Here is a 16,921-nt window from a genome sequence, read left to right as displayed (position 1 = left end):
TTTTTGGTTTTAAATGCTATTTGAAATATAAGTAAAAATTATCACAGGATTTAAGGCTTGAATTTCATCGCGCAAAGCCTTATCTTGCTTGTATCACGAACCCACACATAACAGAAAGATTTTAAAATTATGAGCGAAAAAGTTATCCACACCACCGATGCTGCTTTTGAAGCCGATGTATTGCAATCAGACGTACCTGTATTGCTGGATTTTTGGGCGCCTTGGTGCGGTCCGTGCCGCATGATTGCGCCTGTGTTGGACCAAATTGCTGAAGAATACGATGGTAAAGTAAAAATCGTTAAAATGAATGTGGACGAAAACCAAGCCGTTCCCACACAATTTGGTGTGCGCGGTATTCCCACGCTGATGGTGTTTAAAGACGGTAAAAATGTTGCCACCAAAGTAGGTGCTTTGGCGAAAGCGCAATTAAGCGATTTTATCAATGCTTCGGTGGCTTAAATACTGAATCAAACCGCCTGCCTGTGTGCAGGCGGTTGTTTTTTTGGAATGTTTGATTAATATAAGGAATTAGGCATGAATGCGGTTTTGGTGGGCGTGCTGGTGATGCTGGCATTGTCGGTGGCGCGGGTGAATGTGGTATTGGGTTTGACGGTAGGGGCGTTTGCAGGCGGTTTGGCGGCGGGCTTGCCTGTGGCAGACATTGGTACGCAAACGGGGGTATTGACTCATTTTCAAAATGGTTTGGCAGGTGGGGCGAAAATTGCCTTGTCGTATGCGATGTTGGGCGCGTTTGCAATGGCAATCAGCCATTCGGGGCTGCCGCAGCAGTTGGCGAACAAACTCATCAGCCGCGCCGACAGCGAAACGCCGTCTGCCCGATTAAAATGGCTGCTGTTGGGCGGATTGCTGGCAATGGCGGTAATGAGCCAAAACTTGATTCCGATTCATATTGCCTTTATTCCGCTGCTGATTCCGCCGTTGCTGCCTGTGTTTGACCGTTTGCGGATAGACCGCCGTTTGCTGGCGTGTGTGATGACTTTCGGCTTGGTAACGACTTATATGTTTTTGCCTTATGGTTTCGGGCAGATTTTTTTGAACGATATTTTGTTGTCCAATATTCAAAGCGCGGGCATGGACGTAACGGGCATCAATGTGATGGCGGCGATGGCGATTCCTGCGGCGGGTATGGTGTTTGGCTTGCTGTGGGCGTATTGGCACTACCGCGCCCCGCGTGATTACACTGCGCCTGTGGCAACGGCGTTTGCTGCTGAAGTGGAACAAACCGCTACTGGTGTATCTACTGCTTCACGCTATCGCAGCATGGTGGCGGCTTTGGCGGTGCTGGTGTGTTTTGTGGTGCAATTGGTGTATGACGGTGCGTTGTTGTTGGGGGCGATGCTGGGGTTTGCCGTATTTGTGCTGTTTGGGGTGGTGCGCCGTCAGGATACCGACAGCGTGTTTACCGCAGGCATCCGCATGATGGCGGGCATCGGATTTATTATGATTGCCGCACAAGGCTTTGCCGAAGTGATGAAAGCCACAGGGCATATTGATATTTTGGTGCGTGAAAGCATGGCGTGGTTTGGCGGCAGCAAATCTTTGGCGGCGTTGGCGATGTTGGTAGTGGGTTTGCTGGTAACCATGGGGATTGGCAGCTCGTTTTCCACTTTGCCGATTGTGGCGGCGGTGTATGTGCCTTTGTGCGCGGCTTTGGGCTTTTCGCCCTTGGCAACAGTGGCGATTATCGGTACGGCGGGTGCATTAGGTGATGCGGGTTCGCCGGCTTCCGATTCCACTTTAGGACCAACTGCGGGCTTGAATGCCGATAACCGCCACGACCATATCCGCGACAGCGTGATTCCCACCTTTATCCATTACAATATCCCGTTGTTTGTATTTGGTTGGCTGGCGGCGATGGTTTTATAGTTGATTAAAATCGCAACGATAGGGCGTTGTCGCCTTGTCTCATTCAACTATATAAGGACAAAATCATGCACGAATACCATTTACTGGAAGCGCGTGTGGTGGAATTGGAAATCCGCACCGCTTTACAAGATGAATTGCTGGCTTCTTTAAACGATACGGTGGCGCAGATGCGTGATGCCTTGGAATTGCAGCAAGAGCAATTGCGCCTGCTGTACCGCCGCATGGAACAACAGGGCAGCGGCGGTTTTGAAACGGGTACTGCACCCGAAATTCCGCCGCATTATTGATTAGGGACACGCCCTAAGGTGTCGTTTGCGCCAGCTTGCCCGTGAGCAAATACTCAATGGTTTCGCTGACGGATTTAATCGCCGTACCGAAAGGCAAAGGGTCTTTACCACGGAAAAACAAACCCTTGTCCACTTCGCCGCGAAACGCTTCCGCCAGTTTTAAATCAATGCAAAACTGCCCGATTTTGTCCAAGCCGTCGCGCAAACCGCATACCGATAAGCAGTTAATGCCCTGCGTGCAACGGCGCGGGTCGGCTTTGGCGTTTGCCTGTAATTTTTCTTCACGCTTGATATAGCTGGATAAAAATTTGGTTTTAATGCCACGCGCAGGCAATCCCGCCACCGACATAAATTCCACAATCTGCTCTTTTTCCGCGCCTGCCAAGGTATTTTTAAAATTGATGTGCGCGTCGCCCTCGTGGGTCACGGCAAACGCCGTGCCGACCTGTACCGCGCTTGCGCCCCAGTCTTTTAAAGCGGTGCTGATTTTTTGAAAATTCGCCATCCCACCTGCCAAAATCAAGGGGATTTTTTCGCTTTCCAAGCCCAAATTTTTAAATACTTCAAATGTCTCTTCAATCACGCGCTTAAATTCAAATTTGGCATCGTTTACGCCCGCCACTGTCATCGCGCCCAAATGCCCTGCGGCATGGGCAGGGTGTTCAATCACCACCGCATCGGGCAACACGCCTTTTTTCATCCAACGTTTCAACACAATACCGATGCCGCGCGATTCCGACAAAATCGGAAACAGGGCAATATCTTTGTTTCCGCCCGTTAATTCAGGCAAATCCAAAGGCAAACCCGCGCCCATCACAATCGCGTCCGCGCCCGATTCGCAGGCTTGGCGCACCAAATGCGGATGGTCTTTCACCGCTTTCATCACGTTTACCGCAATCATGCCGCGCCCTTCGCTTTGCACTTTGGCTTTTTGGATTTCGCGGTCTAAAGCGATTAAATTCAAGCGTGTGTACTTTTCTTCGCTAGGCTGGATTTTGCTTTCCGCCAGCAAATCTTCATGCAGATGGCGCAAATCCACGCTGGCGATGGTGCCGATGCCGTTTTCACGCGCCACCGCGCTGGATAAACTGGATGCGGAAATGCCCACGCCCATTCCGCCTTGCACAATGGGAATCAGGGTTTTGCCGCGAATGGTTAAGGGATTAAACGAATGGGTGAGCATATTTTTCCTTAAAATCGTGTGTGTATGCGCCCATTGTACCCTGATTTCGGTAAAAATAAAATGGTTACTCTACTTTGAGTTTAAAAACTAGATGAGATAAGGTGTTTGAAAACAAAAAAAACATACGCCAAGTATGTACTTGCGTATGTTTGATTGAAAAATCAGGTAGTTTAGTCCACGCGTTTCCATGTTTGGGTACGCCCCAATGCAGAAATGCCTAAAAAGCCGCGTACTTTTAAGGTTTTACCATCGGCAGACAATTCGGCTTTGGCTTGGTAGGTTTTGCCGCCTTTGGGGTCAAAGATTTTACCGTCAGTGTATTCTTTGCCTTTTTCCTGCAAACCTGTCAGTACGGTTAAACCCACCAGTGGGCGTTTGTCTTTGCAAGCAGGGCATAGGTTTTCAACACCTTGTTCTAAATAAATAATTTTGCCTTGATAGCCTGATGCGCCTTTGCTGATTTGTACCACGGCTTTGGGTTTGCCGGTTTTGTCGTCAGTCGTACGCCATTTGCCTTCAATACCTGCGGCATTTGCCAATCCTGATAATAAAAATGCGCCTAACAACAGGGAACGGACGGATTTCATGTGTTTCCTTTAACGGGATATGGAATAGTGCGCCTATACTATATTTGCTGCTGTCAGACAGCAAGGATTTTAACGCTTCTTTGCACGCCGTTTGTTGCGGTTTGAGGTGGGGTTGGTTTTAATCGGGTGAGTGATGGCGGCAGGCTCGGGCATGTGTGCTGCTGGTTCGGGAGAGGGGTGTGCGGCAGCAACAGGCGCAGCAGGTGCATTGTGTTTCTTGTTTGGCAGGTGTTCAAACCAAATATCGCGGTAAGACGTATAGCAGCACAACAGCCCGAATACTTGAAAAAATACCCATAAGGCAATGGCAGCAACTTCAAGCAGTCCGTGGTGTTCGGTGCTGTTGGCACGCAAGATGGCAAAATAAACGGTTGCGCCTGCCAGCAGCAGCTGCACAATCATCAGCGGCAACATGGACAGCAGGTTTTTCATGCTGGATTGGATGCTTAAGCCAATGGCACGGACAGGGTTTTCGCCTTGTAAAAATACCAGCGCAGGGGCAAACCACAGCAAAACCCATGCGCCTGCCGCCAGCAGCAGCGGCAAGGCAAGCCCTTCGGGGTGGTGGCGGTATTGCGTGAGCAGATAGGCGCTGCTGCTGTAACCCACGCCCACCACCATCAGCAGCAACAGCAGGTAAAAGGTCAGCAGGTAGGTGTAATTGCTGCCGCTTTCCAATGCGGCAAACAAATGGGAAAAACGCGGCGGTTCGCGGTCAAATTCCTGTACGGAAGCGGCATTCAGAATGCCCGCGCTAAACATCAGCATCAGCAGCGGCAGCAAAAGAAAAAAAGCATTCATCTGCTGCGACACCACCCATATTACCGCTTGACACAGGGTAATAAACACACCCAAACCCAACCAGCGCAGCCAATACTGTCCAAACAGTTTAACAGCACGCCACAGCCAAACAAAGCCGTTGGCAGCGGGGCGCACGGCAGGTCGGGACAGTAAAGCCCATTCGCCGTCCAATAGGTTGAGTGCTTTATCATGGGATTTTTCCATCAGCGCTTCCATACGAAAAATAACAAATTATGGTAAAATTTTAACATTAAGCCTATGCTCAAGAAAATGAAAATCACTTTAATTTATATTAAGGTTTTGTACGGTCAAGATTTATTTTTTAACGGCAGACAAACTGATTTGCTTAAATGAAACAAAGCCAAACGCCCTGCCGCGTCAAAAGCAGCAGCTTGGCATCAAACAGAAAGGATAAATAATGAAAGTGGCTTTTGCGGGTACACCCGAGTTTGCTGCTGCTGCCTTACGCGCAGTGGCTGCCGAATTTGAACTGCCTTTGGTGCTGACCCAGCCCGACCGTCCCAAAGGACGCGGCATGGCATTGCAAGCCTCGCCCGTCAAACAAGCGGCACAGGCATTGGGTTTGCGCGTGGAACAACCGCAGTCTTTGCGCGGCAGCGATGAAATTCCGCATTTATTAAAAGCATTGGATATAGATGTGATGGTGGTCGCTGCTTACGGACTGATTTTGCCGCAAAGCGTGTTGGACGCCCCCAAACACGGCTGCTTAAACATTCATGCCTCGCTGTTACCGCGTTGGCGTGGCGCAGCACCCATTCAACGTGCCATAGAAGCAGGCGATGCCGAAACAGGCGTTTGCATTATGCAGATGGACGCAGGTTTAGACACAGGTGCAGTGGTTAGCGAACACCGCCTTGTCATTGGCGAGAACGACACCGCTGCTGATGTGCATGATGCCCTGATGCAATTGGGCGCAGCTGCGGTGGTGGCAGATTTGCGCCGTTTGCGCGATACAGGACAATTAAATGCCGTTCCCCAGCCCGAACAAGGCATCAGCTACGCCACCAAATTAAATAAAGAAGAAGCGCAAATTGACTGGTCGCAACCCGCCGACGTGCTTGCCCGCAAAATCCGCGCCTTTAATCCCGTTCCCGCCGCGTGGACGCTATGGGAAGGCAAACCCTTAAAAATCTGGCTGGCGCACAGCACGCTAGACACAGGCGCAGCAGGTGAAATACTGGCAGCAGACAGCAAAGGCATATTAGTGGGCTGCGGCACGGGCGCATTGCGGATTGAGTCGCTACAGCCCGCAGGCGGTAAACGCATGAACGCCGCCGCATTTGCCGCAGGGCGCAGCCAACTGATTGGCGAATGCTTGGGCAAATAAACTTGGTCTTGCGTGTTTTTACTATCAAAATAAAAACATATTGGCTATAATCCGCCGTTTTACAGCATATTCAGGATATCAGGCATGACCGAACAGGAATTGCAGGCTTTGCAAAAAATGGTGGATACCGCCGTAAACGCATTGGAAGACGTGAAAGCCAAAGACATTACCGTATTAGACACTTCCGATAAAACGCCGCTGTTTGCCCGCATGATTGTGGCAAGCGGCGACAGCACCCGCCAAGTTAAAGCCTTGGCAAACAATGTGGCGGTGGATTTGAAAGAAGCAGGCTTTGCCGTACAAGGCAGCGAAGGGCAGGACAGCGGCGAATGGGCATTGGTAGATGCAGGCGATTTGGTGGTGCATGTGATGTTGCCCGCCGTGCGCGATTTTTACAATATTGAAGCACTGTGGGGCGGCGAAAAACCGTCTTTTCACGCAGGCGAACAAAAACCTTGGCACGCTGCCGATAATTGACACCCCATTCAATCAAAACCGAGTTGTTTGTTTCAGCTCGGTTTTTTTTGATAAAAGCAGCAGGCGTAGGTTGGGTTGAAAACCCAACATTTCAATATATTAGGTTTTTTATGTTGGGTTTGTGTTGAGCTTCAACCCAACCTACGCTTGCTCAAATCTTATGTAGTAAACAAATCAATTTCTTTTGAGCTAAAAATTATCGGTTGTCCACTAGGTTCAAACCAGTTAAACATTTGATAATCTCTCATTTCTACAAAAGAACTTCCCTTGGCGGAACATTTGACATTGCTATTTAAGTACACCTTGCTTTTCATAAATTCAGATATTGCTTGATTTATCCTATCTGCATTCATGGGAAAGCTGCTATTCTTTTTACCATCTAAAAAATATTCAAGCCAGTTTGTAGAAAAATTAACTAGATTAAAATAGATTGGAGCAAAGCTGAAATTAAATACCTTATCGCTTACAAAAGCTTCATTTTTAAAAAAAATCTTTGTTTTACCACGAAACTCAATAAATCTAGGTAGAACCTTTTTATTACCTGATATTTGAATCAACTTATCCAATAAGAAATTAGGATAAAAATCACTTGGCATTTCTATTGGTATATTTAGTGCTTCTCCCTCTTCTGGTCTAATTGAATCATAGTCTTGGGAGGATAGGTGATTGTATATTTTATCCCATACAGGAGATAAATTAACAAAATTTTTATCCCATATGGGGTCAAAATAAATTTCTGTTAATGAAAATATTTGATATTTATTTAAAATATGTAGAAATACATTTACAATTTCCAAAGTGGTTAAGTAGGCTTCCCCAAAGGTTTTATTTCTTGCCCCATTCACAGAGAATTCCCAATAACATATGCCTTCCCACTCATCAAATCTTACAGTTTGTATCATTTTACAATCCTTTTATATTGAAATCTCATTTGACATTTTGAACAACATTATTTTTGTAAATAATTTGTATTTCTTTGGATATTTTATTTTATATTGCTTAATAACATCAAAAGTAAGCATAGGTTGGGTTGAAAACCCAACATTTCAATATATTAGTTTTTTTATGTTGGGTTTGCGCTGCGCTCCAACCCAACCTACACTTGCTTAACTCTTACTCAAGAAAATTTTTTCAATATAAAAAACAGTTTGCTTGTAATTTGTTAGTAAATTGTTTTTAATGCAAAATACTATCTCTTGATAGGAATCTATGTGTAGTAAATTCATTTTAGATAGATTTTCCATAAAAGACTTTATTGTATCTTCATCTATATTCTCTAAAATAGATGGTAAATAACATTTACTATTTTCTTTTTGATATGCTAATAATGAAATATAGGAAATTGCATAAACAATATTATCTAGTTTTAAAATATTATTATCATTTCCATCTAGTTGCATTAATATATAAATGCCACCAAAATCAGTTCCATCATCTAAAGTTGAATAGATTGTATCTGCTGAAATATTTTGGTGCTCAATCCATTTCCAGCAAAGATTTAAAGAATTTCTGATAATTTCTGTGTAATCAGAATCTAATTGATTAAAAATTAGTTCACTATAAACCAGCATTAAAATCGCTTGTTTGTTTTGATTTTGAAAATCCAATTTATTAATCTCTTGCCAAAAATCAATCAATTAACTGACCGTTTTTTAAATTAAAATTCATTCTACCATTAGCAAGCGTAGGTTGGGTTGGAAACCAAACATGATTTTATTTTCAATATATTAGGTTTTTTTATGTTGGGTTTGCGCTGCGCTTCAACCCAACCTACACTTGCTGTGTTTGTTGGTGACTGCTGTAGATGTTATTCATTATCTCCATCGCGGCACAATGCTACGGCTTCTGCCAAGCTTTCTACACCGTGAATTTTTAAGTTGGGAAATTCGTTGGTTTGGCGGGGTAGGTTGGCTTTGGGGACGATGGCGCGGCGGAATCCGAGTTTTTCGGCTTCTTTCAGGCGTTCCTGCCCGCGTGGGACGGGACGGATTTCGCCACCCAAACCCACTTCACCAAACGCCACCATTTTTTGCGGCAGTGGGCGGTTGCGATAGCTGGACAGCATGGCTAAAATCACAGCCAAGTCGGCAGCAGGTTCGCCGATTTTCACACCGCCTACGGCGTTTAAAAAGACATCGCGGTCAAAACAGGCAATGCCTGCGTGGCGGTTTAAGACGGCGAGCAGCATCGCTAAACGGTTTTGTTCCAAGCCGACTGTCAGGCGTTTGGGGGTAAAGCCGTGGGCATCGTCCACCAAAGCTTGAATTTCTACCAGCAGCGGGCGTGTGCCTTCTTGGGTAACCAAAACGCAAGAACCGGAAACGTCGTCGCGGTAACTCGCCAAAAAGATGGCAGAGGGGTTGGATACGCCTTTTAAGCCTTGTTCGGTCATGGCAAATACGCCTAATTCGTTGGCTGCACCGAAACGGTTTTTGATGGCGCGTATCATGCGGTGGTTGGAATGTGGGTCGCCTTCAAAATATAAAACGGTATCCACCATGTGTTCCAATACGCGCGGACCAGCAATCGCTCCGTCTTTGGTCACATGTCCAACTAAAATGATGGCAATACCCATTTGTTTGGCACTGCGGGTAAGCTGGGCGGCGCACTCGCGTACTTGTGACACCGAACCAGGGGCGGAAGTAATCAAATCGGAATACACGGTTTGAATGGAATCAATCACAACAATTTCGGGACGATGTTGCTTTAAAGCGGCTAACACGGCTTCCAAACGGATTTCTGCCAGCAAATCCACACCCTGCGCCCGTACGCCCAAACGCTGCGCCCGCAATGCCACTTGTTGCGCGGATTCCTCGCCCGATACATACAGCACTTTGCGCTGCGCGGCTGCCAAGGCGAGGGTTTGCAGCAGTAGGGTGGATTTGCCGATGCCAGGGTCGCCACCCAATAAAATCACAGCGCCATCTACCAGCCCGCCACCGAGTACGCGGTCCAGTTCGCCCATACCAGTAGCTTGGCGCGGGATTTCGGCGGCGCTTACTTGTGCTAAAGGTTGAACTTGAGCGGTTTCTGCTGCCCACGATTGAAAACGCGGGTTTTTCGGTTCGGGCGCGGCAAGGCTTTCCTGCAAGGTGTTCCATTCGCCGCAATGTGGGCATTTGCCTTGCCATTTGGGTGCAGTTCCGCCGCATTCGCTGCATTGGTAAACGGTTTTGGGGGCTTTTGCCATGTTTTTTCTTTCTTTTGAAACAAAGTGGTTTACGGTTTAAACGGATTAGGCAACATTTTTTGGCATCATGTTAAACCCAAATCGCTGCCATCTTACAAAATCATTATTTTCGTGAAGCCTTGCAAAGTCAGGCAAGTGCGCTGGACATATCACTGGAGCAAGGCGTAATATTCATTTCAGCCAAACCAAACGGCTAACTGAATTTTTATCCAACCCTTAACGTAAGGAAGCGATTATGAAAGCTGTCAATATTTTAACTGCCGTTGCCCTCTCTGCAGGTTTGATTTCCGCAGCTTCAGCAGGTTCGATTGATGCCAACAAAGTTACCAAACGCGCCAGCGTTAGCTACTCTTGCCAAAACAACAAGCATTTGGTGATTCACTACGGCTTTAATGCCGCGTGGGTGCCGGTTACCGCCAATGTGGAAGGGCGCACTTTGCGTTACGACCGCGCTGCTTCCGACCGTACTTCGGCGTTCTTTAAAGACCGCGCAGGCTACCGTTTGGGTGCGGGCGATTTGAACGGTCGTAACCACAAAAAATCAGGTGTCATGCTGACTGCACCGAACAACCGCATTTTGTTTAAAGGTTGTACAGCCGATTAAACAGCAATTGCTTGGATTGATTATGCCACGCCCAACTTATTGTTGGGCGTGTTTGCGTTTTATAACAGGCATATTTTCATGTGTTCGTCTGATGCTTTGCCGCGCCGATAGCCAAAATCAAACACATCTTTTGAACGCGCTGCTTTTTTGTTATAATCTCAAAAATAAAAATCATTCTAAATACAAACCATTATCATATTTTGCGCGTTTGTTCGCGCGACAGGATGAGATTGATATGAAATTGACCGTTGTCGGACTGAACCACCAAACCGCACCCCTTGCCATTCGTGAACAATTGGCGTTTACCGCCGCCAACCTGCCCGAAGCCCTGCGCGACCTGAATGCCCGCGCCGCTGCCGAAGCCGTGATTTTATCCACCTGCAACCGTTCCGAGCTGTATTGTGTGGGCGATGCCGACCAAATCGTGCGCTGGTGGGCAGATTATCATCAGCTTCCCGAAGCCGAAATCCGTCCCTATTTATACACCCACGGCTGCAGCGACACCGTGCGTCATGCTTACCGCGTTGCCTGTGGATTGGACAGCATGGTGTTGGGCGAGCCGCAAATTCTCGGACAAATGAAAGACGCCGTGCGTACCGCCCGCCACGAAGGCAGCATCGGCACATGGCTAAACGGCTTATTTCAAAAAACCTTTTCCGCTGCCAAAGATGTGCGCACCTGTACCAGCGTGGGCGACAGCACCGTATCTATGGCATCGGCAGGCTTAAAAATGGCACAGCAGCTGTTGGGCGACATTAAAAATTTAAATGTTTTGCTGATTGGCGCGGGCGAAATGATTGAATTGGTGGCGACTTATTTTGCTGCTGCCCAACCGCAAAATATTACCGTTGCCAACCGCACACTGGCGCGTGCAAGCGAATTGTGCGAACGTTTGGGCGCAAATGCTACGCCTTGTCTGTTAAACGACTTGCCTCATCTGTTGCATCAATATGATGTGGTGGTGTCGTCTACCGCTGCGCCGCTGCCGATTGTCGGTAAAGGCATGGTGGAACACGCCATGCGTTTGCGCGAAGGCAAACCCATGTTTCTGCTGGATTTGGCAGTTCCCCGCGATATTGAAGCGCAAGTTGCCGAAATTGACGGCGTACACCTTTACACGGTAGATGATATGGTGGAAGTGGTGCAAAACGGCAAAGAAGCCCGCCGCGAAGCCGCCGATGCTGCCGAAGAAATGGTTGCGGAAAAAGTGGCGGATTTTATTGAATGGCAAAAAAGCCGTCAGCGCGTACCGCTTATTTGTGCCTTGCGTGATGAAGGCGAACGCGCCCGCCTTCAAGTTTTAAACAATGCTATCAAGCAGTTGGCAAAAGGCGCAAGCCCAGAAGAAGTGTTGGAACGCCTGTCGGTGCAATTAACCAATAAGCTGCTGCACGCCCCCACCCGCGTATTGAACAAGGGTAGCGAAGACGCACCCATGCTGGTAGATGCGGTGTCGCAAATTTACCGTTTGCAGCACCCGCAAGGCACAACATGGGAACGTGCATAAGGTATTTTTATCTGATGTTGAAAAATTATCTGATTAAAAACAGTGTAATGAAAAAAATCGTCAAAATAGTTTTGACAGGATAACCCGAATCGGGTAAAGTATAGTGCTTTAAAGCTGTTGGCGAATTAGCTCAGTCGGTTAGAGCAGAGGAATCATAATCCTTGTGTCCGGGGTTCGAATCCCTGATTCGCCACCACATTCGGGGGTATAGCTCAGTTGGTAGAGCGCTTGCATGGCATGCAAGAGGTCAGCGGTTCGATCCCGCTTACCTCCACCAAATTTACAAACCATCGGTTTTTTCCGGTGGTTTTTTGTTTTTGATAATTGGGAAAAAGCAGTCCGAAACGGTTTCGGACTGCTTTGTTATTTGCACCATTGGCGTTCGCAGGGAATGCCGTCGCGGTTGCCGTCCATTTTAACGTTGGGGCAGTGGCGCAGAAAAAAGGTGGCTTCTTCGCACGAGGTCATTTGTGAACAATGGGTGCGCCCGTCGCAGCGGAAACGGTTGTGGGTCGGGGTGGCGGCGGCAAGCGGTTTGCTGTGTGTGGCTGTGGGGGCAGGGGAAACGGTTTGGCGCGTGTGCGATTGTTTCCAAAATAAAAATCCTGCCGCTAATGCCATGATTAACCACCATTTGTTCATTTTTTGTGTTCCTGACTGGGAAAAAGGGGATTTTAAAGATTTGAATTCAACTTTTCAAGCCTAATTAAACAACTTGAAAAATCCTTAAGCAAAGCCTTGCCGTACCCGACCATAAGTGATTATTTGAATACGGTTCGCGCCATGCCTAACGACAAACAACGGCAAATCCAACAACGTATCGGTCAAGCGATTGCCAAATACCGCCGTCAAAGCGGTTATACCCAAGAACAGATTGCGGAAATGCTGGACATCGGTAATGAAGCGGTTTCGCGTACCGAGCGCGGTTTAATCGCGCCTACTGCGGTGCGCCTGATTGAATTGGCGGAAATTTTGGGCTGTTCGGCTGCCGATTTGTTGGACGAAGCCGCGCCGCCGCCCGACCCTTATGCCCGCAAAATTCATGCCTTAATCAGCCGTGTGCCGCCGCAAGACCGAGAATGGCTGTTTCAGTGGCTGGAAACATTGGTCAAACGCTTGGAATCTTGAAATCAGGCTGTCTGCGTATGCGGGCAGCCTGTTGCCGTTTCTGCCTGCGGCTAATACCAAATAACTACTGCCCATCAGCCGTTTGTTGCGGGATTTCGGGCTTTAGGCGCATGGTTTGCCAAGGTTATCTGACGTATGCTTCACCATCGCAAAAGTACGGTGCAATGCCGTCAATAACCATTGTGAAGGACACGCCATGAGCCATTTTTTAGACCGATTAAAATTTTTCAGGCAGCAGCCCGAAACCTTTGCCGACGGACACGGCATCACTGTAACTGAAGACCGCAAATGGGAAAACGCCTACCGCAGCCGTTGGCAGCACGACAAAATCGTGCGTTCTACCCACGGCGTAAACTGTACCGGTTCGTGCAGCTGGAAGGTGTATGTGAAAAACGGACTGATTACTTGGGAAACCCAGCAGACCGATTATCCGCGTACCCGCCCCGACCTGCCCAACCACGAACCGCGCGGCTGTCCGCGCGGCGCGTCTTACAGCTGGTATGTGTATTCGGCGCAGCGCGTGAAATACCCGATGTTGCGCGGCGTGCTGGCGGAAATGTGGCGCGAAGCGCGTAAAACGCTGTCGCCGATTGAGGCGTGGGCATCTATTGTGGAAAACCCCGAACGTGCCAAAGCCTATAAATCGCAACGCGGTTTGGGCGGATTTGTGCGTTCCACTTGGGAAGAAGCCTATGATGTGATGGCGGCTGCCAATGCCTATACCGTAAAAAATTACGGTCCTGACCGTGTGATTGGGTTTTCGCCGATTCCCGCCATGTCTATGGTGAGCTATGCGGCGGGGGCGCGTTACCTTTCATTATTGGGCGGCGCGTGTTTGTCGTTTTACGACTGGTATTGTGATTTGCCGCCTGCTAGCCCGCAGATTTGGGGCGAACAAACCGACGTTGCCGAATCCGCCGACTGGTACAACGCCGGTTATCTGATGGTATGGGGTTCCAATATCCCGATGACGCGCACCCCCGATGCCCACTTTTACACCGAAGTGCGCTACAAAGGCACGAAAACCGTTGCCGTGTCGTCCGATTTTGGCGAGATGGCGAAGTTCGGCGATATTTGGCTTGCGCCCAAGCAAGGCACGGATGCCGCTTTGGCAATGGCAATGGGTCATGTGATTTTAAAAGAATTTCATGTAGATAATCCTTCGCCTTACTTTACCGATTATGTGCGCCGTTTAACCGATATGCCCATGCTGGTGCGCCTACAGGCTGCCGAAGACGGCAAGAACTGGCTGCCTGAATATTTCTTACGCGCTTCCCATTTGGATAATCAGTTTAACGAAGACAAAAACCCCGAATGGAAAGTGCTGGCGGTGGACGACAACACGGGCAAACTGATTGCGCCCAACGGTTCCATCGGTTTCCGCTGGGACGGCAGCCGCAAATGGAATTTGGAAAGCCGCGCCCAAGACCAAGACGTTCAGGCAGCTTTGAGCCTGAAAAACCATGCCGATGAAGTCGTATCGGTCGGTTTTGCCTATTTTGGCGGCGAACACGGCGAGATGGCGTACCGCAAAGTGCCTGTAAAAAAAATCCGCTTGGCAGACGGCAGCGAAACCTTGGTTGCCACCGTATTTGACCTGATGTTGGCAAATTATGGCGTAGAACACGGTTTAAACGATGAAAACTGCGCCCGCGATTATTTTGACGACAAACCCTACACCCCCGCTTGGCAGGAAAAACACACCGGCGTGAAACCCGAAATGGTGATTCGCGTGGCACGCGAGTTTGCCCAAAACGCCCACGATACCGAAGGACGCAGCATGGTGATTGTGGGTGCGGGTTTGAACCACTGGTACCACATGGACATGAACTACCGCAGCATCATCAATATGCTGATGATGTGCGGCTGTATCGGTAAATCGGGCGGCGGCTGGTGTCATTATGTGGGACAGGAAAAACTGCGTCCGCAAAGCGGTTGGGCGCCTTTGGCATTCGGTTTGGACTGGCACCGTCCGCCGCGCCAAATGAACGGCACATCTTTCTTTTACGCCCACACCAGCCAGTGGCGGCACGAAAAACTCGGCATCAACGAAATCCTTGCCCCCAGTGCAGACGGCAAATTGGCGCAAATGTCCATGATTGACTACAACGCCAAAGCCGAGCGCATGGGTTGGCTGCCTTCCGCCCCGCAACTGGGCGCAAATCCCCTAGATATTGTCCAACAGGCAAAAACCGCAGGGCGCGACCCCGTGGAATACACCGTATCCAAACTCAAAGACGGTTCATTGGATATGGCGTGCAACGACCCCGATAATCCGCAAAACTTCCCGCGCAACCTGTTTGTATGGCGTTCCAATATTCTCGGTTCGTCAGGCAAAGGGCACGAATACTTCCTCAAATACCTGCTGGGTACGCAAAACGCCGTGATGAGCGAAGAAAACGAGTGCATCACCCCCAGCGAAATCACCGTGCGCCCCGCCGCCGAAGGCAAACTGGATTTGCTGACCGTGCTGGATTTCCGCATGTCCACCACCTGCTTATACGGCGATGTGGTGCTGCCTACCGCCACTTGGTATGAAAAAGACGATTTGAACACCTCGGATATGCACCCGTTTATCCACCCCCTGTCCGAAGCCGTTAATCCGTTGTGGCAAAGCAAAACCGACTGGGAAATCTACAAAGGCTTGGCAAAACGTTTTTCCGAGCTGGCAAAAGACTATTTGGGCGTGCGCCAAGATATTGTCCTAACGCCTTTAATGCACGACAGCCCGCAGGAAATGGGGCAGCCGTTTGACCCGAAAGACTGGAAATTGGGCGAATGTGAGCCGATTCCCGGCAAAACCATGCCCGCCATGACCGTAGTAGAGCGCGATTACGGCGCGATTTACGACAAATTCACGTCTTTAGGTCCGTTGCTGGAAAAAGTAAACAATAACGGCAAAGGTTTGGCGTGGCAGACAGGGCATGAAGTGGAATTTCTGCGTAAGTTAAACGGTGTGCGCAGCGAAGGCGCGGGCAAAGGTCAGCCCAAGCTGGATACGGCGATTGACGCTGCCGAAATGATTTTAACCCTTGCGCCCGAAACCAACGGTCATGTGGCGATGAAGGCGTGGCAGGCTTTGGGCAAGGCAACGGGGCGCGACCACACGCATCTGGTGGTGTCCAGCGAACACACGCAAATCCGTTTCCGCGATATTCAGGCGCAACCGCGCAAGATTGTGTCGTCGCCGATTTGGTCGGGCGTGGAAAGCGAGGAAGTGTGCTACAACGCGGGTTACACCAATGTGCATGAGCTGATTCCGTGGCGCACTTTAACGGGTCGCCAGCAGTTTTATCAGGACCATCAGTGGATGCGGGCGTTTGGCGAGGGCTTTTGTGTGTACAAACCTGCGGTGGATTTGAAAACCACTGCCAAGCTGTTGGGCAAACAGCCTAACGGCAATAAAGAAATCACGCTGAACTTTTTAACGCCACACCAAAAATGGGGCATTCACAGCACTTATTCCGACAATTTGCGGATGCTGACTTTGTCGCGCGGCGGTCCGCATGTGTGGATTAGCGAAAGCGATGCGAAAAAAGCAGGCATTGCCGACAATGATTGGGTGGAAGTGTTTAACCTGAACGGGACGATTACCGCGCGCGCGGTGGTGAGCCAGCGCATTCCCGAAACGATGATTCTGATGTATCACGCGCAGGAAAAAATCGTGAATGTGCCGGGGGCAGAAATGTCGGGCAAACGCGGCGGTATTCACAATTCGGTTACGCGCACAGTGCTGAAGCCCACGCACATGATTGGCGGTTACGCGCAGCAGTCTTACGGTTTCAACTACTACGGCACGGTGGGCGCAAACCGTGATGAGTGGGTGATTGTACGCAAAATGAACAAGGTGGATTGGTTGGACGAACCCGCTTAAAACAGGGTGTTTCAGGCAGCGCGTAAGGAACGGCTGCTGCCTGAATCC

The 16,921-nt window shown here is 49.1% G+C and carries 15 protein-coding genes, 2 tRNA genes and 1 pseudogene; 11 read left to right on the top strand and 7 right to left on the bottom strand.

From position 1 onward, the window contains the following. Positions 1-129: 129 nt before the first annotated feature. From trxA to H3L98_RS01340, 3 genes are all read left to right on the top strand, one after another. A complete protein-coding gene (gene trxA / locus H3L98_RS01350) occupies positions 130-459 on the top strand; it encodes a thioredoxin TrxA (RefSeq protein WP_027021975.1) in 330 nt (109 codons plus the stop codon). A gap of 75 nt (positions 460-534) precedes the next feature. After that, positions 535-1,887, top strand: a complete 1,353-nt coding sequence (locus H3L98_RS01345) for a Na+/H+ antiporter family protein (protein ID WP_027021976.1) — start codon at positions 535-537, stop codon at positions 1,885-1,887. 65 nt (positions 1,888-1,952) lie between these two features. Further along, complete coding sequence (locus tag H3L98_RS01340; protein ID WP_027021977.1) at positions 1,953-2,174, top strand: SlyX family protein; 222 nt, start codon at positions 1,953-1,955, stop codon at positions 2,172-2,174. A 13-nt stretch (positions 2,175-2,187) separates the two neighbouring features. Here H3L98_RS01340 and H3L98_RS01335 read toward each other — a convergent pair whose 3' ends face one another. The 3 genes from H3L98_RS01335 to H3L98_RS01325 all read right to left on the bottom strand — a co-directional run bounded on the left by H3L98_RS01335 (position 2,188) and on the right by H3L98_RS01325 (position 4,949). Then, the gene (locus tag H3L98_RS01335; protein ID WP_034333554.1) at positions 2,188-3,357 is read right to left on the bottom strand and encodes an NAD(P)H-dependent flavin oxidoreductase; all 1,170 of its coding nucleotides are present in this window, start codon (positions 3,355-3,357) and stop codon (positions 2,188-2,190) included. 170 nt (positions 3,358-3,527) lie between these two features. Then, entirely contained in the window at positions 3,528-3,944 is a 417-nt protein-coding gene (locus tag H3L98_RS01330) for a DUF2147 domain-containing protein (protein ID WP_027021979.1), read from the bottom strand. Between the two features lie 69 nt (positions 3,945-4,013). Further along, the gene (locus H3L98_RS01325; RefSeq protein ID WP_156932286.1) at positions 4,014-4,949 is read right to left on the bottom strand and encodes a hypothetical protein; all 936 of its coding nucleotides are present in this window, start codon (positions 4,947-4,949) and stop codon (positions 4,014-4,016) included. 214 nt (positions 4,950-5,163) lie between these two features. On the opposite strand from H3L98_RS01325, the gene fmt reads away from it, so the two are divergent. Together fmt and rsfS are read left to right on the top strand one after the other, a co-directional pair. Next, complete coding sequence (gene fmt / locus H3L98_RS01320; RefSeq protein WP_027021981.1) at positions 5,164-6,093, top strand: methionyl-tRNA formyltransferase; 930 nt, start codon at positions 5,164-5,166, stop codon at positions 6,091-6,093. 84 nt (positions 6,094-6,177) lie between these two features. After that, complete coding sequence (gene rsfS / locus H3L98_RS01315; RefSeq protein WP_027021982.1) at positions 6,178-6,570, top strand: ribosome silencing factor; 393 nt, start codon at positions 6,178-6,180, stop codon at positions 6,568-6,570. A 158-nt stretch (positions 6,571-6,728) separates the two neighbouring features. Here the strand turns inward: rsfS and H3L98_RS01310 are convergent, their stop codons facing one another. The 3 genes from H3L98_RS01310 to radA all read right to left on the bottom strand — a co-directional run bounded on the left by H3L98_RS01310 (position 6,729) and on the right by radA (position 9,760). Then, complete coding sequence (locus H3L98_RS01310) at positions 6,729-7,472, bottom strand: hypothetical protein (protein WP_027021983.1); 744 nt, start codon at positions 7,470-7,472, stop codon at positions 6,729-6,731. Between the two features lie 204 nt (positions 7,473-7,676). Further along, on the bottom strand, positions 7,677-8,207 hold the full coding sequence (locus H3L98_RS01305; RefSeq protein ID WP_051532070.1) for an Imm6 family immunity protein: 531 nt from the start codon (positions 8,205-8,207) through the stop codon (positions 7,677-7,679). Between the two features lie 170 nt (positions 8,208-8,377). Further along, complete coding sequence (radA, locus tag H3L98_RS01300; protein ID WP_027021985.1) at positions 8,378-9,760, bottom strand: DNA repair protein RadA; 1,383 nt, start codon at positions 9,758-9,760, stop codon at positions 8,378-8,380. 235 nt (positions 9,761-9,995) lie between these two features. Here radA and H3L98_RS01295 point away from each other — a divergent pair, with 235 nt between their 5' ends. The 4 genes from H3L98_RS01295 (at position 9,996) to H3L98_RS01280 (ending at position 12,148) form a co-directional block, all read left to right on the top strand. Then, a complete protein-coding gene (locus H3L98_RS01295) occupies positions 9,996-10,364 on the top strand; it encodes an ACP-like domain-containing protein (RefSeq protein WP_051532071.1) in 369 nt (122 codons plus the stop codon). A gap of 235 nt (positions 10,365-10,599) precedes the next feature. Continuing rightward, positions 10,600-11,871 carry a glutamyl-tRNA reductase gene (hemA, locus tag H3L98_RS01290; protein ID WP_027021987.1) on the top strand — a complete coding sequence of 424 codons (1,272 nt, stop codon included), beginning with the start codon at positions 10,600-10,602 and terminating at the stop codon, positions 11,869-11,871. A 119-nt stretch (positions 11,872-11,990) separates the two neighbouring features. Continuing rightward, positions 11,991-12,067, top strand: a tRNA-Met gene (locus H3L98_RS01285). A gap of 5 nt (positions 12,068-12,072) precedes the next feature. Further along, positions 12,073-12,148, top strand: a tRNA-Ala gene (locus H3L98_RS01280). A gap of 86 nt (positions 12,149-12,234) precedes the next feature. Here H3L98_RS01280 and H3L98_RS11025 read toward each other — a convergent pair. Then, positions 12,235-12,378, bottom strand: a pseudogene (locus tag H3L98_RS11025) (excalibur calcium-binding domain-containing protein); the annotation flags it as partial. Between the two features lie 276 nt (positions 12,379-12,654). On the opposite strand from H3L98_RS11025, the gene H3L98_RS01270 reads away from it, so the two are divergent. Then, a complete protein-coding gene (locus H3L98_RS01270; RefSeq protein WP_027021989.1) occupies positions 12,655-12,999 on the top strand; it encodes a helix-turn-helix domain-containing protein in 345 nt (114 codons plus the stop codon). A 196-nt stretch (positions 13,000-13,195) separates the two neighbouring features. Continuing rightward, positions 13,196-16,873, top strand: a complete 3,678-nt coding sequence (locus H3L98_RS01265; RefSeq protein ID WP_027021990.1) for a nitrate reductase subunit alpha — start codon at positions 13,196-13,198, stop codon at positions 16,871-16,873. Positions 16,874-16,921: the final 48 nt, after the last annotated feature.

The sequence above is a fragment of the Conchiformibius steedae genome, from assembly GCF_014054725.1.
GTDB classification, from domain to species: domain Bacteria; phylum Pseudomonadota; class Gammaproteobacteria; order Burkholderiales; family Neisseriaceae; genus Conchiformibius; species Conchiformibius steedae.
The sequence above is the reverse complement of the archived record's forward strand: the minus strand, read 5'-3'. Positions and strand labels throughout refer to the sequence as shown.